At 42.6% G+C, this 26,599-nt stretch carries 27 protein-coding genes; 7 read left to right on the top strand and 20 right to left on the bottom strand.

The features are described 5' to 3' along the window. Positions 1–46: 46 nt before the first annotated feature. From ACQKKO_RS04480 to ACQKKO_RS04510, 7 genes are all read right to left on the bottom strand, one after another. Complete coding sequence (locus ACQKKO_RS04480; RefSeq protein ID WP_498644741.1) at positions 47–976, bottom strand: AEC family transporter; 930 nt, start codon at positions 974–976, stop codon at positions 47–49. 20 nt (positions 977–996) lie between these two features. Then, positions 997–2,046 (bottom strand): enoyl-CoA hydratase/isomerase family protein, encoded by a 1,050-nt coding sequence (locus tag ACQKKO_RS04485; protein WP_498644743.1) that lies wholly within the window; start codon positions 2,044–2,046, stop codon positions 997–999. A 112-nt stretch (positions 2,047–2,158) separates the two neighbouring features. After that, positions 2,159–2,779 carry a hypothetical protein gene (locus ACQKKO_RS04490; RefSeq protein ID WP_498644745.1) on the bottom strand — a complete coding sequence of 207 codons (621 nt, stop codon included), beginning with the start codon at positions 2,777–2,779 and terminating at the stop codon, positions 2,159–2,161. Then, positions 2,776–3,204: a permease prefix domain 1-containing protein gene (locus ACQKKO_RS04495; RefSeq protein WP_498644746.1), complete on the bottom strand. Its 429-nt coding sequence runs from the start codon at positions 3,202–3,204 to the stop codon at positions 2,776–2,778. The genes ACQKKO_RS04490 and ACQKKO_RS04495 overlap by 4 nt, the downstream gene beginning before the upstream one ends. Next, entirely contained in the window at positions 3,201–3,518 is a 318-nt protein-coding gene (locus tag ACQKKO_RS04500) for a PadR family transcriptional regulator (protein WP_498645176.1), read from the bottom strand. The genes ACQKKO_RS04495 and ACQKKO_RS04500 overlap by 4 nt, the downstream gene beginning before the upstream one ends. A gap of 186 nt (positions 3,519–3,704) precedes the next feature. Beyond that, positions 3,705–4,466 (bottom strand): aldo/keto reductase, encoded by a 762-nt coding sequence (locus ACQKKO_RS04505; RefSeq protein ID WP_498644748.1) that lies wholly within the window; start codon positions 4,464–4,466, stop codon positions 3,705–3,707. A 19-nt stretch (positions 4,467–4,485) separates the two neighbouring features. Next, positions 4,486–5,688, bottom strand: coding sequence for an MFS transporter (locus ACQKKO_RS04510; protein ID WP_498644750.1), 1,203 nt, complete (start codon positions 5,686–5,688; stop codon positions 4,486–4,488). 162 nt (positions 5,689–5,850) lie between these two features. Here ACQKKO_RS04510 and ACQKKO_RS04515 point away from each other — a divergent pair, with 162 nt between their 5' ends. Then, positions 5,851–6,216, top strand: a complete 366-nt coding sequence (locus ACQKKO_RS04515; protein ID WP_498644752.1) for a winged helix-turn-helix transcriptional regulator — start codon at positions 5,851–5,853, stop codon at positions 6,214–6,216. 25 nt (positions 6,217–6,241) lie between these two features. After that, positions 6,242–6,592, top strand: a complete 351-nt coding sequence (locus ACQKKO_RS04520) for a hypothetical protein (RefSeq protein WP_498644754.1) — start codon at positions 6,242–6,244, stop codon at positions 6,590–6,592. Between the two features lie 32 nt (positions 6,593–6,624). On the opposite strand, the gene ACQKKO_RS04525 is transcribed toward ACQKKO_RS04520, so the two are convergent. Beyond that, a complete protein-coding gene (locus tag ACQKKO_RS04525) occupies positions 6,625–7,938 on the bottom strand; it encodes a M48 family metallopeptidase (protein ID WP_498644755.1) in 1,314 nt (437 codons plus the stop codon). A 213-nt stretch (positions 7,939–8,151) separates the two neighbouring features. Here ACQKKO_RS04525 and ACQKKO_RS04530 point away from each other — a divergent pair, with 213 nt between their 5' ends. After that, positions 8,152–9,126 (top strand): iron-hydroxamate ABC transporter substrate-binding protein, encoded by a 975-nt coding sequence (locus ACQKKO_RS04530; protein ID WP_498644757.1) that lies wholly within the window; start codon positions 8,152–8,154, stop codon positions 9,124–9,126. Positions 9,127–9,225: 99 nt separating this feature from the next. Then, entirely contained in the window at positions 9,226–9,933 is a 708-nt protein-coding gene (gene rluF, locus ACQKKO_RS04535; RefSeq protein ID WP_498644759.1) for a 23S rRNA pseudouridine(2604) synthase RluF, read from the top strand. Positions 9,934–9,992: 59 nt separating this feature from the next. Here the strand turns inward: rluF and ACQKKO_RS04540 are convergent, their stop codons facing one another. Continuing rightward, positions 9,993–11,000 carry a zinc-binding alcohol dehydrogenase family protein gene (locus tag ACQKKO_RS04540; protein WP_498645178.1) on the bottom strand — a complete coding sequence of 336 codons (1,008 nt, stop codon included), beginning with the start codon at positions 10,998–11,000 and terminating at the stop codon, positions 9,993–9,995. Positions 11,001–11,113: 113 nt separating this feature from the next. On the opposite strand from ACQKKO_RS04540, the gene ACQKKO_RS04545 reads away from it, so the two are divergent. Further along, positions 11,114–12,076, top strand: coding sequence for a DMT family transporter (locus tag ACQKKO_RS04545; protein WP_498644760.1), 963 nt, complete (start codon positions 11,114–11,116; stop codon positions 12,074–12,076). Positions 12,077–12,086: 10 nt separating this feature from the next. Continuing rightward, entirely contained in the window at positions 12,087–12,638 is a 552-nt protein-coding gene (locus ACQKKO_RS04550) for a cysteine dioxygenase (RefSeq protein ID WP_498644762.1), read from the top strand. Here the strand turns inward: ACQKKO_RS04550 and ACQKKO_RS04555 are convergent. From ACQKKO_RS04555 to ACQKKO_RS04605, 11 genes are all read right to left on the bottom strand, one after another. Further along, positions 12,627–13,547, bottom strand: a complete 921-nt coding sequence (locus ACQKKO_RS04555; protein ID WP_498644764.1) for an AEC family transporter — start codon at positions 13,545–13,547, stop codon at positions 12,627–12,629. The two genes, ACQKKO_RS04550 and ACQKKO_RS04555, sit on opposite strands and share 12 nt — an antisense overlap. A gap of 104 nt (positions 13,548–13,651) precedes the next feature. Continuing rightward, complete coding sequence (locus tag ACQKKO_RS04560) at positions 13,652–13,921, bottom strand: DUF3006 domain-containing protein (protein WP_498644766.1); 270 nt, start codon at positions 13,919–13,921, stop codon at positions 13,652–13,654. A gap of 18 nt (positions 13,922–13,939) precedes the next feature. After that, positions 13,940–14,851 (bottom strand): ComEC/Rec2 family competence protein, encoded by a 912-nt coding sequence (locus ACQKKO_RS04565; protein ID WP_498644768.1) that lies wholly within the window; start codon positions 14,849–14,851, stop codon positions 13,940–13,942. An 81-nt stretch (positions 14,852–14,932) separates the two neighbouring features. After that, positions 14,933–16,663, bottom strand: a complete 1,731-nt coding sequence (locus tag ACQKKO_RS04570) for an ABC transporter ATP-binding protein (protein WP_498644770.1) — start codon at positions 16,661–16,663, stop codon at positions 14,933–14,935. Between the two features lie 302 nt (positions 16,664–16,965). Beyond that, positions 16,966–18,315, bottom strand: coding sequence for an aminotransferase (locus ACQKKO_RS04575; RefSeq protein WP_498644772.1), 1,350 nt, complete (start codon positions 18,313–18,315; stop codon positions 16,966–16,968). 19 nt (positions 18,316–18,334) lie between these two features. Then, positions 18,335–19,570, bottom strand: coding sequence for a Zn-dependent hydrolase (locus ACQKKO_RS04580; protein ID WP_498644774.1), 1,236 nt, complete (start codon positions 19,568–19,570; stop codon positions 18,335–18,337). Continuing rightward, positions 19,567–19,791 carry a hypothetical protein gene (locus ACQKKO_RS04585; RefSeq protein ID WP_498644775.1) on the bottom strand — a complete coding sequence of 75 codons (225 nt, stop codon included), beginning with the start codon at positions 19,789–19,791 and terminating at the stop codon, positions 19,567–19,569. Before ACQKKO_RS04585 ends, ACQKKO_RS04580 begins: the two co-directional genes overlap by 4 nt. 15 nt (positions 19,792–19,806) lie before the next feature. After that, entirely contained in the window at positions 19,807–21,273 is a 1,467-nt protein-coding gene (locus ACQKKO_RS04590; RefSeq protein WP_498644777.1) for an NCS1 family transporter, read from the bottom strand. Positions 21,274–21,311: 38 nt separating this feature from the next. Next, complete coding sequence (gene hydA / locus ACQKKO_RS04595; RefSeq protein WP_498644779.1) at positions 21,312–22,715, bottom strand: dihydropyrimidinase; 1,404 nt, start codon at positions 22,713–22,715, stop codon at positions 21,312–21,314. Beyond that, entirely contained in the window at positions 22,716–24,002 is a 1,287-nt protein-coding gene (preA, locus tag ACQKKO_RS04600; protein ID WP_498644781.1) for an NAD-dependent dihydropyrimidine dehydrogenase subunit PreA, read from the bottom strand. After that, positions 23,995–25,371 (bottom strand): NAD(P)-dependent oxidoreductase, encoded by a 1,377-nt coding sequence (locus ACQKKO_RS04605; RefSeq protein WP_498644783.1) that lies wholly within the window; start codon positions 25,369–25,371, stop codon positions 23,995–23,997. Before ACQKKO_RS04605 ends, preA begins: the two co-directional genes overlap by 8 nt. 293 nt (positions 25,372–25,664) lie before the next feature. Here ACQKKO_RS04605 and htpX point away from each other — a divergent pair, with 293 nt between their 5' ends. After that, positions 25,665–26,582 (top strand): protease HtpX, encoded by a 918-nt coding sequence (gene htpX, locus ACQKKO_RS04610; protein WP_498644785.1) that lies wholly within the window; start codon positions 25,665–25,667, stop codon positions 26,580–26,582. Positions 26,583–26,599 lie beyond the last annotated feature (17 nt).

Below are 26,599 nucleotides of genomic sequence, written 5' to 3' on the forward strand. Positions count from 1 at the left end.
ACCTATAGATTTTACTTACAGAAACCTTACACCTCTGTTAGGTTTCTTAAAATAAGAGTTGACTCAGGTAAATAAAGAAGGTCACGGTAAAGCAGCTGGCAATCGTCGATACAAGCACTGCCTGCGCTGCATACTCCGGGTGATTGTTGTATTCCAACGCAAATAACGCACTATTTCTAGACATTGGAAACGAACTTGCAATCAAAAGACCCTGGGCCACGGTGCCATCCAGTCCTAGCATCCAGATCACGACGAGTCCAATAAGTGGAGCAGCCACAAGCCTCCCAACGATCGAAATAAAAAACAAAAGTGAAAATTGTTTAATCGTCGGGTAGGCGATTTGTGCACCAAGTACAAACAGCGCCATTGCAATAAACCCGTTTGATACTTGCTCCATCGGTGTCTGAATAAAGACTGGAAGCTCCCAAGGAACCTGATAAAAAATCAAGCCTAATACAAGGGCATAGATAATCGGTGTTTTAAAGAGCTCTGATAAGTTCCTCCAGAAACCCGATGACTTGGTTGAGGCTGAAATCATGAGACCATATGTATATGTGATTAAGTTTTGGAACATCAATACAATCACCTGTACGGAGATACCAAGAGGATTCCCCGCAAAGACTAACTGACTTACCGGAAGACCAAAATTCCCCGAGTTCATCAGCACAATACTATTTTGAAAGGTTGGAGCAAGACTCGAATCAATCTTTAATAGCTTCACCAGCCCCCAGCTAAGAAGAGCCAGTATGACAAATTGAATGACCAAGAATCCACCAATATTAAGTAATAATTCAGCGTCCAGACGACTATTTGAAATATTAACAAACACCACAACTGGCAGAAAAAAGTTCGTTAATAGCTTTGAAAAGGATGCTAGATGAAAATTAAATTTCCGATGAAGCAGCGCTCCTGCTATTAATAAAACAAAGATTGGAAGCATGACTTGAACGACAATCTCGAATAAAAAATGCCACATATTTTATCCCTCTTCTATCTCTACTTTTCTAGAAACGAACGCACCGTTTCAGTAGGTACTTCCTGGATCGACTGGTATTTAAACGAAGGCTCTGCCCCTTTATTCACCAATAAACACCGCACACCTTCATAGAAATCACTACACTCCATAAAACGAGAAGCCACGTACTTATCATTCGATAATGATTCATTAAAGGAAGATAGATTTCTGCCATTCGTTAAATGAGCAAACGTCACATGTAATGAGAGCGGCGACCGGTTCTGAAGCTTTTTATAGATGGTTTGCGCCTCACTTGAAGAGTCTTCTCTCAAAGAATTCATCACTTTTATCAATGATGAATGAGAAAAATGTTTTTTAATGTGAGGAGCTAACTGATGGAGTCGTTCACTTTTAGGAGCTGGTTTGCTCAGCTTTCGCACGCATTCAGCTATGCTTTTTAGAGTATCATTTATTTCTCGCCATTCAATATGTATCAACTCATCTCTTAGCTTTGATAGGTCTTCTGATTGAACATATTGATCAGCCACCCCGATAGCCAATGCATCTCCCGCTTGGATGGATTCTCCAACAAGACCTAAATACATTCCAATAGCACCAGAGACTTGATTCAAAAAGTAAGCTGCACCGACATCTGGAAAAAAGCTAATGGCTGTTTCTGGCATTGCCCATTTTGTTTTTTCAGTTACGATGCGAACATCTGCACCGTAGGATAGACCAACACCGCCTCCCATAACGATTCCGTCCATAAGAGCAATAACCGGCTTAGGGTAATCGGATATAAGCTGATCTGTATCATACTCCAATTCAAGAAACGCACTGGATTTGGCTCTTCCTACGTGATTATTTCCATTGTGGTAGAGCTCTTTAATATCACCACCTGCACAAAAGGCCTTCTCCCCTGCCCCTTCTAACAGTACTAAATGTACATCATCTGCCACCCTCCACGCTTGTAGGGTTTCATTTATCACCTTTACCATACTTGATGAAAGGGAGTTCAACGCCTTTTCTCTGTTTAGAGTAATGATCCCAACTCCGGTTTTCGTTACATTGGCTTGGACGTCTGTTGTCATATTGATTCTCCTTCTCTCAAAAAACACGACCTGCTTTGACCTTAGCAGATCCAATAGAAAACGTGCAAGCGCTTAAACACAAAAAAGCCTAACACCCTTTGATGTTAAGCTCTTAAACCGTTCGTCTATACACAAAGAAATAGATAGCTAGAGGCCACCATAACACAGCAAAAATAGGATATACCGCCCAAATCACATCTGGTGAGGTAAGTGCATTCACATTCCAAAAGAAAATCGTTACAAGTAATGCACCAAATACGGAGAAAAGCATTGGGCGCCTAGCAAACGTCACCGATAATGGCCACCATAAAATAACAAAGGTCGGAAAGATAAACCACGGAAAGCCTGTTTGGAAAGACACATTTAACCCCACGTAATAGAGAACAAACACTAGACTAGCAAGGATAGCAAATGTAGCTTCACTTGCACGTCGACCAGCAAATACAACAAGTGGCCAATACAAAAGTGGTAACCAAGCATAAAGGATCCAATAATATTCTGGTGTTTGCACGAGATTAATAGCGAGTAGCACCGTAATCAAAAGGATAGAGACAATGAGCGAATACCATTTGTGTCCATCAGGGAACTTAAATAATCTATTAAGTGGCCACAATAACAGAAACAATGCAGGATAGATCGCCCAAAGTTCAGTTGGAGTGGTTAACCAGTTCACTACTAAAAGAAACGCGATCGTGAATAAGGATGCTATGATGGAGAAAGGGAAAGTTCTCATGCTTTTCTACCTCCTTGCTTTAGCCAATGGAAATACATTGATAAAGGCCACCATAAAATGGCAAAGGTCGGATAGACAAACCAAATCGTCTGAGGCGAGTATTCAAGATTAATAAAGACCATTAAAGCAATGATTAATGCACTGCCCCAAATAGAGAAGAGTAGATTCAGCTTCGGATATGTCTTTTTACGTGGTTTTGTGGTTGTAGTTTGTGTTGTCCCTTGCAGTTCAGCTTTAATCTCATCAATGTCCCCGAGATCAACAATGGTTTTGTTAATTGCATCTTCTTCATTTTTTCCCTGCTCCATTAAATCCTGTGCCTTTTCTTCAAGGTTCATGATGATTTCTTCTTTTACTTGCACCACTTCGTCCGTTTCCGGTAAATCCTGAAACAAACGCTCCACATGCTGTTTGATTTTCTTCATGAGTCTAACTCCTCCATAAATAAATTCAATATCTTTTTCATTTCCTGCCACTCTTTCATGGTTTCTTTTAAATAAGCCTTTCCGAGTGTTGTAATTGCGTAGTACTTACGTTTGCCACCCTGTGACTGCTGACCAAAGTATGAGGTTATTAATTCTTTTTTTTCAAGCCTTTGAAACACTGCGTAAAGAGTAGCTTCCTTTATCTCGAATTTCGCTTCGGTTCGCTTGCTAATCTCCTTAGAGATCTCATAGCCATAACGATCTTTTTCATAAACTAACCGAAGAATGATGGAATCAACGTGACCCCTTAACATATCACTACGGATAACAGACACCTGCTTTCATTATTACTCTACGTGATAGAACTATATGTGATAGAGTAATTATAAAATGGATTACTCTATCTGTCAAAGTAATTTTAAATGTGTTCCTTTTTAATTTTTAATAAGAAAAAACACCCAGATCAGTCGATATAATCTGGGTGTTAACTTTATGTTAAATTAAAAATCAATCCGGTCTGGATCTGGTCCAATACGACGATTTTGATTCAGTTGATCAATTTGCTCCATATCTTCCACGCTTAATTCAAAGTCAAAGATGTCCGCATTCTCGGCAATTCGCTGCTCGTTTGTTGACTTAGGAATTGTGATTACTCCTTGCTGAAGATCCCAACGCAATACAATTTGTGCTGGTGTCTTTCCATACTTACTCGCTAAATCCTTTAGACATTTTTCTTCTAAAAGCTCTCCATTCATTAATGGTGACCAAGCCTCAAGCTGAATATTGTGCGCTTCGCAATATGCTAAAAGCTCCTTCTGAGTCAGGCGTGGGTGAAACTCCACTTGATTAATAACAGGCTTCACCGTCGCTTCCTTCATTAGATCTTCAAGATGGTGAATTTGAAAATTACTAACGCCAATTGATTTCACGCGTCCTTGATCGTACAACTCTTCAAGAGCTTTCCACGCCCCCATGTATTTTCCTTCCACAGGCCAGTGGATTAGGTATAGATCAAGATATTCAAGACCTAGCTTTTTAAGACTTGTCTCATATGCTTGAAGTGCTTCTTTAATACCCTGCCCCACTCCCGCTTCGTTTGCATAGATTGCTGCTGTATCAATACTTCTATATCCTTGTTTTACAGCTGTTTTCACGGCTTCAACGAGTGTGTTCCCTTCTTCAACTCGAAAGACTCCAAGGCCAAGCCAAGGCATGTGCTCCCCATTATTTAGTGTCACTGTTTCTTTTACATGTGTAGTCATATCCGATTCCTCCAGTAAATTAAGATGCGAGTTTCTCGCTCTTTAGATCTTGTTTTTCTAGCTTTGCACTCCAGCCAGTTAAGATGACCGCTCCAAGAACCATCACGCCACCGACCCATGCCGTATGAATCAGACCAATCGACTCTGCTACCATTCCGCCGACGTATGAACCCATTGCGATGCCTGCATTAAAGGCGGCAATGTTAATCGCCGATGCTACGTCTACAGCGCTCGGAACAAATCGTTCAGCGAGCGTAACCACATAGGTTTGCAATCCTGGTACGTTCATAAATGCAAACAATCCCATTCCTAAGATTGTGAATAAGCCTGCTATTTGCGATGTAGCCGTAAAGCTTAAGACAAATAAAATGATGGCTTGGATGATAAACATATAGAAGAGCGCTTGAACTGGACGTTTGTTAGCTACTTTTCCTCCAATCATATTTCCGATGGCAATGGCAATTCCATAGATCAGAAGAATAAATGCTACCGTCTGTTCCCCAAAGCCCGTCACGTCCTGAAGTAAAGGCGATAGATACGTGAACACGACAAAGGTTCCTCCATATCCAAGCGCCGTAATGATAAAGACAAGAAGTAACCGTCCATTTGTGATGAGCTTTCGTTGGTCTGCAAATGTGGTTCGTGTGCCTTTCCGTAAGTCAGATGGGACTAAGAGAAGGTTTGAGACAAAGGCCAAAATGCCAATGATTACAATGGCGACAAAGGCCATTCTCCAACCAAATTGAACTCCTATAAAGGTTCCAAAGGGCACCCCCGTTACAGTCGCCACAGTCAATCCTGTAAACATAACAGAGATGGCGCTTGCTCGTTTTTCTTTCGACACAAGATCTGCAGCAATCGTTGCTCCAATGGACATAAATACCCCGTGCGATAAAGCGGAGATCACTCTTGCGATCAGTAGAACACTAATCACTGACGCACTTGCTGCAAGAGCATTTCCAATAATGAACACAATCATAATCCACATAAGAAGGGTCTTTCTTGGCACATTTGATAATAATGACGTTAGAACAGGTGCACCAAACACAACACCTAATGCATATAGAGAAACGGTTAATCCTGCTGCCGTTGTAGTCACTCCTAAATCCGCTGCGATGAGCGGAAGCAATCCGACACTAATAAACTCAGTCGTGCCAATCGCAAAAGCGGTGATCGCTAAAGCCAATAAGGCAGCTCGACTTCTTTTTTTATTTGTTACCATGTCTACAAGCATCCTTTCTTTTTCTATGCAAACACTCATGAGGTTCACTCTTCGATCGATAAGTGATATTATTACTCGTATTCTAACGAAAGAAAAGTACGTACTTTTTTGTTCGATAGGTACCTTTTGGTTCCTATTTGATGTACGAAGGAGGATGCGGTAGTGAAACAAAAAAAATATAATATTTCTGTTGAAGCTACACTTGAGGTAATCGGTGGAAAATGGAAATGTGTGATCCTTTGTCACTTAACACACGGAAAAAAGAGAACGAACGAATTACGAAGACTCATGCCAAACATTTCTCAAAAGATGCTGACTGCCCAGCTGCGTGAATTAGAAGAGGATGGTGTCATTATTCGCACGCTTTATCATGAGCTGCCGCCACGTGTGGAATATGAGCTAAGCGATTATGGCAGGTCGCTGGAAGGTATTCTGAACCTATTATGTGATTGGGGCGAACAGCACATTATCCGTGTGCATGGGAGCAAGGAAGACTATCTGGAGGATAATATCTTAAACCAGGACTAAGCCATAAGTGTAAGGAGGCGGGCTGATGTTTGCCTGTAAGGTAAGGTGCCGGACAACCGTCTTTCTGAAGGTTGAAGAAAACGAACTAACACTAGAAGAAGCAAAAGCACGATTTAACAAATTAAAAAAGCAGTCCAGAGTCATTTCAATTAAGAAGATCTATGACTATAAGCATTGGAAGAATGATCACGGGGAAATAGCCGCCACAATGGAAGTGGACGTGCTGGTCCGTAACGACCCCTACGTCGACTACATGGCTGACTATGAATTAAGAGCCTGCCGTGTGATAAGAGAAGAGTTTTTTACAGCAGGTACAGCAATACAGGCACTTGATTCGCAGCGATTTCAACCGTTACGGAAGCGTCCTTTTAGATAGAAAAAGAAGCGAGCTCCTTGGCCCGCTTCTTTTTATTGATTAACTGCTTCTATAAGTTCTTCTTTTGTTTCGACATTCATCAGGTTTAAGGCACTATCTCCCTGCTGATCCTCTATTTCCGGATCAGCTCCGTATTCTAAAAGAATGGCTACAGACTCGTAATCTCTGTAATACACTGTGTTGATAAGAGGTGTCGTCCCATATTCATCCGCTATGTTTGGATCAGCTCCTGCTTCCAACAATAACTCTATCATTGCTTTATCAGCATTATATGTTGCTTGAGTCAGAGCGGTTTCCCCGTAATAGTCCTGTTCATCTAAATCAGCCCCATCCGCAATCAGTCGGGTTACCTCGTCTAAATCTCCATCCATTACTGCATTACTCAGCTCCGTTGTATCATAATCATAAAACCCATCCTCATACTCCTCGTATTCGGTCAGTTCACTCCACTCTGACTCAAATTCAGGCAAGATGGTTCCATACAGGAGCCCACCAATAACAAATGTGACAATGACTCCAATGTAAGCGACAACCCCCACAGCCCCTAAAATGACGATACCAATAACCACTTTTCCTGCATTTTCTGTATAAACAGGCTTATCCGTTTCACCCATAAACACACGTACGGACTGAACACGTTTTGGCAGGTTAGGGTGCGTTGACAAGACCTCACTTAACCAGACCACTCCATGTGATTCAGTAGAAATTTGTTCTACAAATGCGTCTTCATTTACTTCGGTATAGGTTTTTTTACCGATACTTAAAATCGTTAATGCTCGTTTTGCAGCGGCAGGGTTATTGGTGATGAACGCTGCCTCACGGTCACATGAGTATTCACATGAACGACTATACGCCTGAGCTAAAAACGGAATAAATTGAGCAGGTGCAATCAAGATGTTTTTCCACACATGTCTGCGTCTCACATGGGCAAGCTCATGTGCAATGATAAAATCAAGCTCTTCCTTTCCTTGCTCACGCCCTAAGTCAAAAATCTCTGAGTATAACACAACCATGTTGCGTCCCCAGAAACGTGTGGCAAACGCATTCAGTATCCCTTCTGATTGAATGACAAACACATCAGGCACTTTCGCTAGCCCCATCTGTTCAGACATTACCTTTACTCGTTCATACACGTCAGGAAACTGATGTTCACTAATCCGGACCCCATTCCCTCGAATGGAACCAAGCATCATCATATTAAGGAAAATCATAATGGCAAAAAGGATAAAGGCGATCCCGATCCCTATAATGGAAAAGGCTGCAATAAGATACACAAACACACTAAAGATAATAGCTAACACAAAGTAAACCGTTTCTCTTGAAGACGTAATGTTATTCTGATCCAACGTTTTGTTCCCCCTGCTTCTACTTATTTCTTTACCATCATATCGGTTAATCTATGAAAATAATAGATAATAATGTCATAGATTAGGCATTTTATTCTCTGTTTTATTGTTCTTTTTACCTTTCCACTGAAAAAGATCTAGATCTTTTTAGAAGAGTTTGATACATTTTAAATGATAATGATATTCATTACTAATTAATATGGAGGTACGTTCATGCAATTAACTAAACGAACAGGTATAGCTTTCATTCTTGGCCTCATTCTCATCCTTGGGGCGTGCAACACAAACTCTGAAACAGAATCTGCTACTGAAGGAGAAGCAGATTCAGAAATCTCCGAAACAAAGGTCTTTGAACTAAACGGAAATGAGGTTGAAATTCCAGCTAAACCAGAACGCATTGTAACGGACATCTATGCTGGTGAGTTCTTCTCAGTAGGGGCAAACGTTGTTGGTGCAGGTTCTTGGAGCTTTGGAAATCCCCTCCTTGAGGATCAATTAGCAGAAGTCACTGATATCGGGGATCCTGTGAACCTTGAGACGGTGTTAGCAGCTGAGCCCGATCTGATTGTTGTGATGAGTGATGAGAATGTTGAAGAGCTAGAGGCCATTGCTCCCACTGTGGTCATTCCATACAATACAACAACGACTACTGAAGATACGGTTACTATGTTTGGAGAAATTGCTGGTCGTGATCAAGAAGCAGAAGAATTTATTGCTGATTTTGAAGAGAAAGCAGCTCAAGGTCGAAAAGAGCTTGAAGGCGTCATTGAAGAAGGTGCCACAGTTGGACTTTATGAGATGACTGATAAGGGCGCATTTTGGGTGTTTGGTGATGCGGGAGGACGCGGGGGTCAAGCATTATATAATGCGTTAGGACTTGATGCACCTAAAACCATCCAATCAGACATTATCGAAACCGGTGAAGTAAAAGAATTATCCATGGAAGTTGTTCCTGATTATGCTGCAGACTATATGTTTATTACTGATTACAACCCTGAAGGAACGAGTGATAGCCTTGATCAATTCACCGATTCGTCGATCTGGATTGACCTTGATGCTGTGGCTAACAACCGCGTGTTTGTAAATGATTTTGATACGTTTTATCCGTATAACCCGATTTCTGTATCGCATCAAATTGATTTGTTTGTTGAGATGATTAAGGAGCGAGCTGCAGAGAACGGAGAATAATTCCTTCTCCCTTTCGTCTCCTGTACATTAAGCTTTGAATATTGTATGGTTAAGGCAAATCAATCAGAATGTTCAAGATCAAAGCTAGGATGTGTCAACATGCGAATTAATAAATTTATTAGTGAAACTGGAAAGTCCTCTCGCCGGGGAGCTGACAATCTAATTAACAGTGGTCGAGTGACGATTAATGGTAAGGTGGCAAAGCTCGGAGACCAAGTGAACCCTGGTGACAACGTGGTCGTAAACGGGGAGACCATTAACATTGTAAAGAACAACGTGTACATTGCGTTAAACAAACCAGTGGGGATTACAAGTACATCGGAGAAAAAGGTAAAAGGAAACATCATCGATCTCGTGAATCACCCACTTAAAGTCAACCATGTGGGTCGATTGGACAAGGATTCAGAAGGTCTCATTTTACTGACAAATGATGGTGACATTGTGAATGAAATTCTTCGTGCAGAAAATCGTCACGAAAAAGAATATATCGTTTCTGTCGATAAACCAATCACACCAGAATTCCTTAAACAAATGTCTGAAGGTGTTCATATCCTTGGTACTAAAACTTTACCATGTAAGGTGACTCAGCTCTCGAAGTTTGAATTCGAGATTATCTTAACGCAAGGTTTAAACCGCCAAATTCGTAGAATGTGTGAAGAACTGGGCTATGAAGTGTATCGCCTTCAACGCACACGTATTATGAATATACACTTAAAGAACCTACCTGTTGGTCAATGGCGCGACTTAACAAAAAAAGAACGAACGCAGCTGTTTAATGAGTTAAATTACGAGCCGAGAGAGTGGTAAGTTGATAAAAAGAAGAGGGCTAGTGATTCTAATTAAAGAATCACTAGCCTTTTTTGTTATTAAAACCCATCCACAACAACCTTACCTATCATGCTACCACTCTCGACCATTTGATGCGCCTGCTTAATGGTTTTTGCTTCAATTGGATGTAGCGTTTCGGTAAGCGTTGTTTGCAAATGACCTTTTTCAATAAGCTGGCTTACTTGGTTTAACAGCTCTTGCTGCTTTTTCATATCACTTGTTTCATACATTGCACGGGTGAACATAAACTCCCAGACAAACGTTGCGCTTTTACTTTTTAACACATTTAGATCAAGTGGGTCTTTGTTTTCTACAATGGAGCATATTTTCCCTTGTGGCTTAATGATTGTAGCCATGGCATCCCAGTGTTGATCTGTATTATTTAAACAAAAAATGAAATCAACCTCTTCAGATAATTGCTCTTCAAGGGAATGATGATGATTGACAACTGCATCTGCTCCAAGCTTACGAATCCATGTTGACGTCTCTTCGCGTGAAGCCGTCGCTGTCACTTTTAAACCAGCCCACTTCGCCAGTTGAATTGCAATAGAACCTACGCCGCCTGCCCCTCCAATGATGAGAAGATGCTTATCCTTGTTTTGCTCGATCTGCGCTGGATCAATTGCTAGCCTTTCAAACAAACCTTCCCACGCTGTAATGGTTGTTAAAGGAAGTGCAGCAGCCTTTGCGAAATCAAGCGTGCGTGGCTTCTGTCCCACAATTCTCTCATCCACAAGCTGGTATTCGCTATAAGAGCCTGGGCGCGTGATACTTCCTGCATAGTAGACCTCATCTCCTACTCTAAAGTCTGTACAATCTTCCCCTACAGCTTCAACAATCCCGCTTGCATCCCAGCCGAGAACACGCGGCTCCTCTTCCACATCACCCTTAGGTGCACGTTGTTTTGTGTCAACGGGATTCACCGAGACCGCCATGACTTTAACAAGGAGATCCCGGCCCACAGGCTTCGGCTTCTCCAGTTGCACATCTAAAAAGCTTTCTTCATGTTCAATTGGCAAATATCGTTTCAGTCCAACTGCTTTCATCATTTAATCGTCTCCCCTTTATTCCTCTATATCACTCTATACCCTTGTAATCACTCATGTAACTCTAATGTATCATTTTCCTGAGACACGTGCCTTGCGTGAGATTCACCCACATGAATGGCAAAGGACATGCATATGCTTGTACAAAGCAAAGCACCGGGAAAGGAATGGAATGGATGTCACTGTCTACACCTTCTTCTGCCGCATCACTTTATGCCCTTCTTTCAATCAGCTTCTGGGGTGTTTCCTTTGTATCAACCAAAGCTGTTCTTCATACACTTGATCCATTAACACTCTTAGTTCTTCGCTTTGGTATAGGGGCATTGTTTCTATTTTTTCTTATCCTTGCCCAGGGAATAAGCTTACGGATTCATCTTAAATATATACCTCATCTCATCATTCTTGGGATTCTTGGTGTATTTGTTCACCAGCTCCTTCAAGCATCCGCTCTCCTGACCATCGATGCCTCTGCTGCGGGATGGATGATTTCTTTTGCACCGGTATTTACCATGTTTCTATCCATTCTTTTCTTACAAGAACGTCTTTCAGCTTTCAAAGTAGGTGGGGTCCTGCTTGCAGTCATCGGCGTTCTCCTTATCACAACGGCTAGATCGGGTCAGTCCCTTTCATTTGGCCTTCAAATAGGGTACTTCCTAATGCTTGCAAGTACATTTAATTGGGCTGTTTATTCGATTTTACTAAAGAAACTAGCTGTTCCCTTTCCTTCAATCGTCATTACCTTTTATATGTGTACAATCGGTTTTGCACTTACTCTACCCTTCCTCTATCAAACAAAGGGTTGGCAGGCACTTCCTCTATTAACTGGGTCAGAATGGCTGCATCTTATCTTTTTAGGTGTTTTCGTTTCAGGGATTTCCTATTGGTTTTGGGCCAAATCTTTAGAGGTTATGGAGGCATCAAAAGTTTCCTCCTTTCTATATCTTGAACCACTCACCACACTGATCGCAGCTGTTCTTTTACTACATGAGGAAATCTTACTCATAAGTGTACTTGGCGGCATCATAGTTATCTTAGGAGTGATCATTGCAAATCGTCCGATCGCAACAAATGAATAAGGGGGGTTCCATGGATTACCTTCAGAAAATTGAACAAGGGCTGCAGCAGCTAACCTCCCCCACTAAAGAAGAGCTGAGGGGCGCTCTCATTTCCTTAAACACAACCATAAAAGATCTCAGACCCTTTTTAAAAATGGATTCAGACAAACCTTATTATCGGAAGCTTCTATTTCAAAATGATGAAGTAGAACTGCTTCTAATGAATTGGTCTGATCTATCGTGTGCTCCTCATGATCATGGCCTTTCTTCCGGTTGGATTCAAGTGATCTCAGGTTCAACCATTAACACAGTGTACAGAGTAGACAAAGGAGAATTGCCTGAAGCTTATTTCTCACGAGTGGAGCACAAAGGTTCGTTTTTCTTCGCCCCACGGAATGGGGTTCACAAGATGCGCGCCCAAGAGCAGGATCTCGTTACACTTCACCTTTACTCCCCGCCAATTAAGAGTATGATTGTTTATGATCTCGAAGCGTGTGCTGCATGTATGGTATCTGATCAATGCGGCGCATGGTGGCCAGAGAAGCAGCGAGAAAAGGTGAAAGAGTGGAAGCTACGCAAATAGGGGATGCAAGAGACGAACCAGTTCAAGTAATAGAACCACCGTCCCCGAAGCAGCAAGAGTTGTAAGTAAAACCGAAACCGTAGCAAGCTTGGTATCACCGCCATAAGTCTCAGCAAATAAACAAATGGTAGGGGCACAAGGAGCAGCGGATAAAATCAATGCAACAGCTACCCATTCAAAAGGGTATCCTAAAACCAGAACAGGAAGAATGAACAGTGATGGTAAAACAGCCAATCTTAACACAACGATTAGCCAAGTAACCTTTGAACGCATATACTGCGTCCATTCACGAAACGGAAAGGACGCAGTGAAACATCCAATAACAAGCATAGAAAGAGGGACTGTCATATCACCTACACTCGATATAGCCTGAAGAATGGCGCCAGGGAGAGAAATGGGAAAAAAGAAAAAGCACAAACCGATCAGCGTAGCCAGTAGTCCTGGATTTTTCCAAAGGTCCATTATACGGGAGCGACTCGCCGTTTGACTCATCACCCAAATGCCATAGGTCCAAATGAAAACAAAATACACCAGATTAAACACCATGGCTAAAAATAAATAGTCAGGTCCAAGCAACTGGGTCACCATTGCAACACCAATAAATCCTTGGTTGCCAAATAACAAAAGGTTTTGGAACACTCCAGACGTCTCACTACCTAACCGCAACCAAGCGGACAACAGTCTCACATATATCGCCGTACTAACTAGAAAGTAAACAGACAGGAGAATTAGTGCACCAATACCAGCTCCTGCATCCGGATCAAATGGAACATAAAGGGAAGAAATAATTAAACAAGGTAACGTGACATACAAGAGTAAGTTGGTAAGAACCGGCCGACTCCCTGCGCCAAGCCATCCTAGGTGATAAGCGACAAAGCCGATACAGAAGATGACATACAACTCAATCACACGCAGCCCCCCTTTCTGAATAAGGTATTTGTTTATCTTATTCAGAAAGGGGGGCTGCGTGTGATTGAGTGGCGGAGAATATAAACAGAGACCAGGCCATACGCCTAGTCTCTGTTTTTCTTCCGTTTCATCCCTTTTTGCTCGCGTAATTGCGACATCTTGCTTCGAATACGCTTTGTTTGTGCGTTTGTTGCACTCTGATCTAATTGAACTGATTTGATTTTGTGATCATCGCGCTCTACTACTAAAAGACTGCCTTCCATGGCCTCGCTCGGTAGGAGCTCACGCTGTATTAAACATTCTTTCTCTTCGCTTCCCACTAACAGCACAGCCATATTTTGATCTTCAAAACGATCTAGAATTGCTTTTTCCAAAGTAACGCGCCCCTTCGTTTAAGTATCAGTTTCTACATTTATTGTTTGTCCGTCTGTACGAATGATGATCGTTCCATCATCCATTGTACCGTAGATATCTGCTCCGATATCCTCTACCCGTTTCAACGCGTATTCTCCTGGGTGACCGTAGCTATTATTCTCTCCAGCTGAATAAATGGCGATGTCCGGCTGCACCTTATCCAGAAAAAAGTCATTGCTTGACGTGTTTGATCCGTGATGTCCCATGATCAACACCTCACTTTGTAGATCTATACCTGAATCAATCATTAATTGTTCTCCAGGCTTTTCAGCATCACCTGTGAAAAGAAATGATACCTCGCCATATGTAAGCTTAATCGATACAGAATCATTATTTAAATCACCTGTAAGTTCCTCCGATGGGTTTAATACATTTATGAAAAAATCACCTTGTTCATACAATTCACCAGCTATCGGTTCCATCACCTCTGCATCGCTTTCTAACAGAGAATCCACTACCCGTTCAAATACTTGAGATGTCGTTTCATTTCCATCAATCCAAACAGTTTGTGGGTTGTACAAACGAACGATTTCATCCGCATTCCCTATATGATCTGCATGGGGATGGGTCAGGATAAGTAGATCAATGTGTTTAATCTCCTCAGCCTCTAAATGATCAAAGATGACATCACTGTCATGTCTACCGGTATCAATTAAAATCGTTGTATCATCCGATTGAACAAGTGCACTATCCCCTTGGCCAACGTCAAAGATCGTCACGGACGCCTCACCGTCTGATCCTACATTCGCAGAAGCTCTTGGCACATCTATCGCATTGGTTGCCGTCTCCTCAAAGAAGCCATCCAGTAATTCAAAAAACTCTCCCTCGCTACAGGCTGTTAGACAGATTGCAGCGAATAATCCTATAACAATCATTCGATGTTTCTTCACTTGTGTCCTCCCATAAGATGTTTGTATGAAAATAGAAAGAGGCAAGCTCATCCGCAAAGAATGGCTTGCCCCATGTTTCGTTTACGCACCTGCGTAATCAAAATCAAACTGAGCCTGGTGAAGTCGGCTGTACGTCCCTTTTTGCTGAAGTAGCTCCTGGTGTGTCCCTTCTTCTTCAATCCCGTTTTCAGTGACCACAAAAATACGATCAGCTTCCTTAATCGTTGCAAGTCTGTGCGCAATCACAATGGTTGTGCGCCCAACTGATAACTCGGCTAGTGCCTGCTGAATAGCAGATTCGGTTTCTGTATCTAGCGCAGACGTCGCCTCATCCAAAATTAAGATCGCTGGATTCTTCAAGAACATGCGCGCGATCGAAAGACGCTGTTTCTGGCCACCAGATAGCTTCACGCCTCGTTCGCCAATTAACGTATCCAAGCCTTCAGGAAGCGATTGAATAATCTTCGTCATTTGAGCTTGCTCAGCTGCTTTCCAGATCTCTTCATCTGTTGCACCAAGCTTACCGTACGCGATGTTTTCACGGATCGATGCATCAAACAAGAACACATCCTGCTGAACCACACCAATTTGTTCCCGTAGTGAAGCCATAGTGAGATCGTGGATGGACGTTTGATCAATCAGAATCTCTCCACCTTCAATTTCATAGAAGCGAGGGAGTAAACTCGTAATCGTTGTTTTTCCTGCCCCCGATGGACCGACAAGCGCCACGGTTTCTCCTGCTTTTATCGAGAAATTAACTCCCTTAAGAACTTTATCTTTATTCTCATAACCAAACACAACATCCTTGTACGTAATTTCTCCCTTTACTTGATCCACATGAATCGCATCAGGACGATCCTCCTGCTCGGGCTTCATGTTGAGAAGGTCAAGATAACGCCTAAATCCGGCGATCCCTTTTGGATACATCTCCATGACCGCATTTAGCTTTTGAATCGGTCCAATCATCACATTAGCAAGTAGCACAAACGCAACAAACTCTCCATACGTTAACTCACCCTGAATGACAAACCAAGTACCACAAAGCAAAACAAAGATTAAAAGAAACTTCATTAAAATTTGGCTAAAAGCTGTGTGCTTTGCCATGATTTTATAAGAAGCTAGCTTAGAGAAACGGAAATGATTATTATTCGTTTGGAATTTATCCATTTCATGCTTTTCATTAACGAATGCTTTTACAACACGAATCCCAGTTACGTTGTTTTCGACACGCGAGTTAAAATCAGCGATACTTCCGAATAACATCGTCATAGCCACTGACATCTTTTTCCCGAAATAATACGTAAATATAATTAAAAATGGAACAAGGACAAACGTTAAAATAGCAAGTTTCCAGTTAATCGTCAGCATGATTCCAAAAGCACCAAGCAGTGTCATGATGGAAATGGCAAGCTCCTCGGGACCATGGTGAGCAATCTCTCCAATATCCATTAAATCGTTTGTCAGCCGAGACATCAGATGACCCGTTTTCGTGTTATCAAAATACTGAACCGATTGATTCTGAATATGAGAAAACAAATCCCTCCTCATATCCGTCTCAATATTAATCCCAAGCTTATGCCCCCAATAGGTGACTACATAATGAAAGCCCCCATTAAAGATATACATGGCAAACAGGCCAACCCCGCCCCATAAGATGAGCTGCCAATTCCCCGAAGGAAGGAGATTATCTATTACATAATTAATAGCAAGAGGAAACGCAAGCTCAAGAGCTCCTGCTAAAATTCCACAAGCCAGAGTAAACGCAAACAGTGCTTTATAAGGTTTGTAATACGACATAAACGCTCGTAGCATAATTGACTCCTTTTCTACTATCTGATATTCATTCTCAATTATATAGTGTACGCTACTCCATTATACTTAGCAATCATTACTTTCAGGCTGTTTACACAAAAAGAGGTGAAGATAGGTTGGTGCTGTCAGGTGTATTCCGCGCTAGCTCGCGCATTATCAATCCAGCTCGCGCACTCTCTCCTTAATCCCGCGCACCTTCATCCCAACTCGCGCACCTCGACCTCATTCCCGCGCATCATCACAACCCAGCTATGCACACAAAAAAAGATAGACCCCAAAGGCCTATCCTCCGCTCTCAGTTTCTACAATTCTCGTATCACATCTGTTACTGTTCGCACTAAAAATTCAAGGTCCTCTTCTGTTGACGTGAGGGGTGGAGCTAGTATGAGAACATTGCTTCCGTTTGGAATGGTGTCACTGTTTTTACCGATAATCAGTCCTCTCGCCTGACAGGCTGCCACAACTAATGCCAACATGGTATCTGGGGCGGGCGTCTTTGCTGATTTGTCGCTCACGAGTTCAACTCCGTATAAAAATCCAATGCCGCGGACATCCCCGACCACCGGGGATTCGGTTAGCTGATTTAATTTACCTAGAATTCTATCACCTAGCTCCTCCACTCGCTCTACGATTTGATCTCGCTCAATGATCTCAATTACTTTTAATGCAGCGGCGCATGAGGCAGGGTGTCCTCCGTAGGTAGATATGTGTCTGAAATGGTTATCTTCCGACTGTTCTTTAAAGGATTCATAGATGCTTCGCTTCACACAGGTAGCTCCTAGTGGAAGGTACCCACTTGTTAAGCCTTTAGCAAGAGTGATGATATCGGGTTTAAAGTTTTCAGCATGCAGATGACCAAACATTCTACCTGTTCGTCCAAACCCTGAGACGACTTCATCGAGGATTAGCAATACATTATACTTGTCACAAATTTCTCTGACCCGGTCATAATACAGCGAGGTCTGCGGAAAGAGCACGCCCCCGCCTGAGATAATAGGTTCCATTATAAAAGCGGCAACCGACTCTGGTCCTTCCCAAAGAATCGTCTGCTCTAAATAATTTGCAGCCAGCTCATCGTCTCTCATCTGATCTCCAAAGCTCGATCGATACGCATAGGGTGGTGGCACATGTAGAAATCCAGGTGCGATGGGATCGTATTTCATTTTTCGATTGGCCTGTGCAGTAGCACTTAAAGCCCCTAACGAATTCCCATGGTATGCACGATAACGTGAGATGATCTTATACTTCTCCGGATGTCCGGTCTGCTTGTGATGCTGCCTTGCTAATTTAAAGGCGGTTTCATTTGCGTCGGATCCGCCATTCGCAAAAAATGTACGATATCCACCTAAAAGCTGATCTAGCTTTTTTGCTAGGTCAATCGCCGGCTTATGACCGAGGGAAAGTGGAAAATAAGCAAGCTCACTCATTTGTTTAGTCGCTGCCTCTATAATTTCTGACTGACCATGCCCTAAGTTTAAACACCATAGTCCAGAGACTCCGTCCATGTAACGCTGACCTTCTGTGTCATAAAACCAAGAGCCTTCTCCTTTCTCTGCAACCATTGGTTGTTTATCTGGTTGATACCGATGCATGGCATGCCACACATATTGTTGATCCTGTTCCGCATGCGTTTTACCTGTTAATGGTTGCACCGAACAACACTCCCTTCACTCATGATGATCCTGACAGCTCTAAGACCGTTTCAAGCAACAGATTCACACCATTCTCGCACTCCTCCCATGATGTATATTCATCCTCATCATGGCTTTTCCCATGTGCACTCGGCACAAAAATCATGGCAGTTGGCATCATAGTCGAGATAAACTGTGCATCATGCCCTGCACCACTGACCATACGCTTATAAGGCAATTCAAGTGATTGAGCTGATTTTTCGATGAGTTCAACTAGTTCCGGATTAAACCAAACTGTGTCCCTTGACCAGAGCTTTTTCATCGTATGGGCGCAGTCCAACTGTGTGTCCCGTACTACACCCTTAATGATTGACTGCACCCGCTCTAACACCTCTTCATTTTGGTGCCTAGCTTCAATTGAAAAGACCACTCGATTAGGAATCACTGTATGAATATTAGGGAATACCTGAAATCGACCCATCGTGTATACGAGGCTCTCATCGAGCTTCCTGAGCTCATCATGTAATGCCGTCATACAACGATTTGCTGCCGTTAATGCATCACGCCTCATGTGCTGGGGGGTTGTGCCCGCATGATTGGACTCGCCAATAATCTCAATCTCATAACAGCCCATCCCAACAACACATTCTACCGCTCCAATCTTAAGTGACTCTGACTCTAAGATTGGTCCTTGTTCAATATGCACCTCAAGAAAGGCCTTCCCGTTTTTAAGTCGGTTTGTTACAGCCCCTGCATAACCAATGTCTTCAAGAGCTTCACGGACATTCACTCCATCGCTGTCTCTTACTTTCAGCATGGTATCTGTATCAAATTTCTCAGCGATTACGCCAGATGCCATCATTGACGGTTCAAACCTGGCCCCTTCTTCATTTGTAAAGTTTACAACGACAATCGGACACTCTGGTTGAAGATCATGTTCGACGAAGCTGCGGACAACCTCTAAACCTGCCGCAACACCTAGTACCCCATCAAATCGTCCTCCCTTTTTTACTGTATCCAAATGTGATCCAAGATAAATAGCTGGTTCATCTGGGTTCTTGCCTTCTAGCCTGCTATACATCACACCCAAATCATCAACAGTGACTTGCATTCCGATCGCTTCACATTGTTCTTTAAAATAGTCCCTTGCTTCTAAATCTTCTTTTGATAGGGCAAGTCTTGTTACACCCTGTTTATTTGTTGCTCCAAAATGAGAGAAGTCTTCAAGTGTCTGACGCAATCGATTCCCATTCACAACTAATTTTTGTTTGTTCATGTCACCTTCCTCCTTATTAATTGCAGAGAGAGTATTGTAGCTACATATTTTCTAGCGTTGGCATTCCCTAGTTCAATGTATTTATGATCTTCCTTTTCAGAATGAACAAACTGAACGCTACTCCCATTTAGATGGTCCTTTATTTCAAGAATGTCATACCCATCCTCCATCAGATGATCAATCAGTTCCTTTTCAGATTGATAATACATGTACTCTGCCATATCACCCGCTCCTGTCTACGCTTCTTCTGCTAAATGTTCGATTGTTTCCAATTCATCTTGGTCAATAAGCCAATCCTTCCCTACGGTTAACCCTAGGAATCGTTCATCACTTGGGTCTTCTAGCTCAGCTTGCTTGTATTTATGGAACCACCAATATTTTGCACTGACATAATAGAGGACTCCTCCCACTGCAAACCCTACTAAAAAGGAGTAGCTAGGTAAGAGAAACGACATGCCTCCTCCAATCACCCAAGAGAACAAACCAGCTAGATTCAAACCCTTCCAATAGTGGTATTGTCCATGTTCTTCATAGAGTTCCGTTACATTCACTCGACGCTTGCGGATCAAATAATAATCTACCACCAGAATTCCAACAATCGCTGCTAAAATACCACCCACTATTAATAAGGCAGGAACAATAATAGAAAAGAGATTCCACGGTTGCACCAAAATACCAATTAGTCCAGCAATCATTACCCCTACCCAGTGTGGAACTCTTGGTCCTCCAACATTAGAGAAAATGGTTGCTGCTGGAATAAGATTAGATGAGGTATTGGTTGACCACTGAGCTAAAGCAATCATAAGCATAAGTATTCCTAAAATAAGTACACTGCTTGAGGTTTCCACTAGTGCATCTACTGGATTTGAAATGAAAACAGCTACATATGAAACCGCTCCAACGATCACCATAAAGGTATGAACAAGCGGCATAGCAATAAGACTTCCTATTAGTTGAGCCTTATTCCGCTTAAACCAGTTACGTTCATACATCGGTGCTTTGATAAACCTTGAAATCGAAGGCATATCAGCTGCTAAGGTCCCCCAAAATCCCATCGTAGCCATTGCGATGAGCGCGAATGCTCCAATCGTAGCTGATCCAGTTACTGGATCTTCCACCCAAACCCAAACATCTCTTCCTGCAGCCTTTGCTTGATCAGATAATGTGAGATACATCCAGCCCGAAATGATAACAATGATAGGTGCTGCTAAATTAGCAAAACGTTCAATTGCCTTGATTCCGAATGCTGTATTCACAAGTTGAAGTGCAGCAAAGACAAGAAAGCATAAGAACCATTGATCAACTCCATAAAGCATGACAAAAATCGCATTAATACCCGTTGCTCCAAAAAAAGTGTTTACTCCAAACCAACAGGACGCTACAAACCCTCTGATTATAGAGGGAATGTGTGTACCAATTGTGCCAAATGGTGCTCGCATGTAGACAGGAAAAGAAAGTCCATGTTCTATTCCAATATCACCTGTTAACGTCATACAAATCCCAATACCAATGGATCCAACGAGTGTAGCAAGGATGACTAAATGAAGAGGTATTTGTTGAATGGCATCGCCGCCAATGGCAAAGGCTGCAAGAACAACTGCCATACTGGTCCAGAGAATGGCAAAACCAAACGAGCTAATTGAACGGTTTTGCTCCGTAACAGGAAATAAATCAGGTGACTTTAAGTATTGATTTTTAGCCATTCCATCCTCATCCTCTCAAATTGAATCGATCCCTGAACTTACACTCGCTCAGCATAGGTCTGGTTCCGGAGCTGTTCGCGTTTAATATACTTACCATCTCCTACTTTTCCTTTATATAATTGGTTCTGTATAATGACCTTTCCTTTGGATAAAACGGTTCGCACGATTCCCTTTACCTGCTTTCCTTCGAATGCGTTATAATCTACTTTCATATGGTGAGTGTCTGCTGAAATAGTTCGTACGGCAAAGGGATCAAAGATCACCAGATCAGCATCCGAACCAACTGCGATGGTCCCCTTTTTCGGATACAAACCAAACAATTTGGCTGCTCGAGTAGAAGTGACATCAACAAATTGGTTTAACGAGATACGCTCCTCTGCTACGCCTTCTGAGTACAAAATGCTCATACGATCCTCAATCATCGGTCCCCCGTTAGGAATCTTTGTAAAGTCATCCATACCAAGTGATTTTTGACCTTTAAAGTCAAAGGAGCATTGATCACTGCCAATTGTTTGAAGGGATCCTGTTCGCAATGCATTCCACAACACATCTTGATGTGCTTTTTCCCTGAGTGGTGGTGACCATACGTATTTTGCACCTTCAAAACCTGGTTTTCGCAAGTCCTCAATATCAAGTGTCAAATACTGTGGGCATGTTTCTCCCCAGATGTCCGCTCCGGCGCGACGTGCTTCTTCAATTTTTCGAACCGCCTCCTCACAGCTAACATGAACGACATACAACTGGGAATCAGCTAGGGCTGTGAGCTGGCAGGCGCGCCCTGTAGCTTCACCTTCAACCTCAACCGGTCTAGTCAGTGCATGATAGATCGGATCAGTTTGGCCATTTGCTAGCGCTTCTTTTGTTAAGTAATCAATAACATCACCATTCTCTGCATGCACCATCACTAAGGCACCTAGTTCCTTGGCCTTCTTGAGAGTGTGGAACAATGTTGCATCATCCGCTTGAAACACATCCTTGTAAGCCATAAACACTTTAAAGGAGGATATCCCTTCTTCACTTATAACGGAGGGTAGTTGCAATAACACCTCTTCCGTTGCCTCTCCGATCATTAAATGAAAGCTATAATCGATGGCTGCCCTTCCCTTAGATTTGTTGTGCCAGGTTTGGATTGCATCAGTTAGAGGTTTTTTCTTTTCAGTTAAGCAGAAATCGATAATGGTTGTTGTTCCTCCAAATGCGGCGGCAATTGTGCCTGATTCAAAATCATCGGCCGTAACCGTTCCTCCAAATGGCATGTCTAAATGCGTATGGGGATCGACTCCTCCCGGGAAGATATAACACCCCTCTGCATTAATGATCTCTGCTCCTTCTTCATATAATCCTGTTCCGATGGCAGCAATTTGCTTATCACGTATTAATAAATCTGCTTCAAACGTATCCGAGGCCGTGACAATAATTCCATTTTGAATTAATGTGCTCATTCATTTCCCTCCCGTATGAGTTGACGTCTGTAACGCGTTTATCGCATGTTGCCGATCATTCCACGATAAAGGTGGAAGTCCATTTGCTATTGGAACCATTTCAATGGCTCCTTCTACTGGACAAACGATAGAACAGAGATTGCACCCTACACATTCCTCTTCATTCACCGCTAAATAGGACGCACCAGAGGCCTCTTTATACCGGCTAATGCACTGATGGGCCGTATCTTCACAGGCAATCTGACATTTATTACAGTTGATACAGGTATCCGTTTGAATACGAGCAACAACCTGGTGATTTAAATTGACGTTCCCCCAGTCCGAATATTTAGGAACAGAGCGACCAATCAGCTCCGATACAGACTCAATTCCTTTGTCATCTAAGTAGTTTGATAGGCCATCAATCATATCTTCAACGATTCTAAATCCATGGTGCATGGCAGCTGTACATACTTGAATCGTTGTTGATCCCATTAACATAAATTCAACAACGTTTTGCCAATTTGAAATTCCCCCGATCCCTGAGATCGGAACAGTGACCAAGTCATTTCTAGCGCACTCGCCAAGCATGTGTAACGCAATCGGTTTAACTGCCGGCCCACAGTACCCACCATGTGTTCCTAGGCCATCCACGTTCGGAACCGTGTTCCATGTATGAATATCAACAGAAGCTAAACTATTAATCGTATTGATCAAGCTGATTGCATCTGCTCCCCCTAAAACAGCTGCCTCTGCTGTGGCTGTTATATCTGTAATATTTGGAGTTAGCTTAACAATAATGGGAGTTTCAGCTACCTCCTTCACCCAATAGGTTTGACTTTCAACAAGAGCTGGTACTTGTCCGGATGCTGCACCCATCCCTCTTTCTGCCATACCATGTGGACAACCAAAGTTCAGTTCGAGTCCATCCACACCTACTGCTTCAACTTTTTTAACAATTTCGTGCCACTTTTCCTGCTTTGGCTCAACCATTAAAGACGCAATGATGGCATGATCCGGGAACCGTTTTTTGGTTTCTTCAATTTCTCGTAAGTTAACGTCTAGAGGACGATCACTGATTAATTCAATGTTGTTAAAGCCTGCTACTCTCTGCCCATTAAACGAGACAGCGGCAAATCTAGAGGTCGAATTGATAATGGGCTCGCCTAGCGTTTTCCATACAGCTCCACCCCAACCAGCCTCAAATGCACGCTGCACCTGGTAGCCAGAATTTGTCGGAGGGGCACTTGCCAGCCAAAACGGATTAGGCGATACAATTCCTGCTAGGTTACTCGTTAAATCAGCCATACTTTACCTCCTCTGCACGTAAAGGTTTTCGCTTGTTTAAAAGAAAATGGTGCACACCGTATGCCGTTTGTTTTCCTTGCTCAGCAGCCGTTACAACCATTGCTTCTCCTGAACCATTTTTGAAAATGGCATCTCCACAGGCGAAAAGCCCCGGTATCGACGTTTCATACCGATCATAGTCAACCTCAATCACACCATGATCTAACTTGATCCCTTCTCGTGTAAGCCATTCAGCATACCTCGTTTGTCCGATTGCGCGAATGACGAAATCCACTGGCACCGTCTGACGTCTACCAGTTGGTATCGTTTTTCGTCTTCCATCTAGGTCCGCTTCCGTTAATTCCATTTCCATGTATTCAATCGATTGCACTCTTCCTGCCTGATCTCCATTGATCTTAGCAGGGCTTGCTAACCACCTGAATTCAATTCCATCTTGTTTAGCAAACTCATACTCAAAGTCATACGCTGTCATTTCATGTTCGGTTCTTCGGTATAGAATCTTGACGTTACTCGCTCCTAATCTTTTCGCACAGGTAGCTCCATCAATAGCTGTATTTCCTGCTCCGATCACTGCAACTCGTTTCCCGGCAAAATCTTCTGTGAGCTCTTTGACTTTGGTTGATTTCACAAATTCAATGGCATCATATACGCCTTCTAATTCTTCTCCATCAATTTGTAAAAAAGGAACAGATGCTATACCGATCGCTAGAATCACCGCATCATGCTTGTTTCTCAGCTCTGTAAGTTCAATATCTCTGCCTACCTTTATGTTAGTGAGAATCGTTACACCAACTGACTTCACCTGCTCTACTTCCCAAAAAGAAATGCGCTTAGGCAGTCGAAATGAAACAATTCCGTACGTGTTTAAACCACCAGCTTCTGCTTCCGCCTCATAGATTGTCACTTCATACCCCATAACAGCTAACTCTCTTGCGGCTGAAAGTCCGGCTGGACCACTGCCTACAATCCCAACTGATTGACCTTTGCTGCGACCAGCTTTAAATAGAACCTTTTCATTGTGTATGGCCCAATCTGTGGCGTAGCGTTGAAGCTTTCCAATCATAATTGGCTTGGTTGATCCATGAAGAACACATGCACCTTCACATAGCTCATCTGTTGGACATACTCTCGCGCAGCTAGCACCTACAGGGTTTGCTTCCATAATCGTGCGTGCTGAACCAAGTACATTGTCAGTTGTAATCTTCTTAATAAATGTTGGGATATCAATTCCGGTTGGACATGCGGTTATACAGGGGGCATCATAACAGTACAAGCACCTGCTCGCTTCCTCAAAGGCTTCCTGCTTTGACAAAGGGGGTTCTACTTCTTCAAAATTGGCGCGCAACATTTCGGTAAGATTCTCATTCATCGCATCCTCCTATCCAGCTGGCAGCTTTTTCAATTAGATTCATAGCACTACCATAAATGCTGAATATTCAGTAATCAACGACTTTGTCAGATAATATGATAGATAAATGATATGTAGATAATTAACCATGAAATGGACGGCAAATCTGACAAACTCTCTGTATTTTACGAATGCTCTATGACAGATCTCATTTGCCTCAATAAAAATGGTTCACAAAATCATGACATCTAATTCGAATGTAATAGAGTGAGACGTGGTATGATGAAGTATACAACTATTTCGGGGGTGTCAATTTGGGCAAGCGTTTACTACTATTTTTGTTAACCAATATCCTGGTTATGACCACCGTTGTGATTGTTTGGGGACTGATCGTAACGTTCACAGGCATTGGCGGTAATGGTTTCCGTACCGACAGCGGATTAGGAATTGATTTTGCAGGCTTGATGGTCTTCAGTTTATTGATTGGTTTTGCTGGATCATTCATCTCACTTGCCATGTCTCGTTGGGTTGCCAAGATGATGATGAAAGTAAAAGTATTAAATCCTGATGAAGCACTATCTCATGAGGAACGTGCGATTGTTGAAAAAGTTCATCGCCTATCCCGCGCAGCAGGACTTATGCATATGCCTGAGGTTGGAATCTACCAATCACCAGAGGTTAATGCCTTTGCAACTGGGCCTTCTAAGAAGCGTTCGCTTGTAGCTGTTTCATCTGGTCTTTTGCAATCAATGGATGATGACGCAGTTGAAGGTGTTATTGCTCACGAGGTAGCTCACGTAGCAAACGGTGACATGGTCACGATGACGCTTCTACAAGGGATTGTGAATACATTTGTTGTGTTCTTATCTCGCGTGATTGCAATGATCGTCTCACGTTATGTACGACCTGAACTTCAATTTGTGGTTCAATTTGCAACAATTATTATCCTTCAGATTTTGTTCTCTATCTTAGGAAGTATGGTCGTAAGTGCTTACTCTCGTCACCGTGAGTTCCACGCTGACCGTGGAGGAGCAGATCTTGCGGGAAATGATAAGATGATTCACGCGCTTCGCTCTCTTCAGCGTCACGTTGATCGCGCAGTCGTGAAGAATGGTCATACAGATGATTCAGCCGTTCAAACAATGAAAATTAACAACAAGGGTGGAATGTCTAAACTATTCTCCACTCACCCAGATTTAAATGACCGTATCGCTCGCCTAGAGCAGCGTTAAAAAAGAAGCGACCCTTT

The organism is Alkalihalobacillus sp. NPDC127517 (assembly GCF_050276055.1).
In the GTDB taxonomy this organism is placed as follows: Bacteria; Bacillota; Bacilli; order Bacillales; family Bacillaceae_D; genus Alkalicoccobacillus.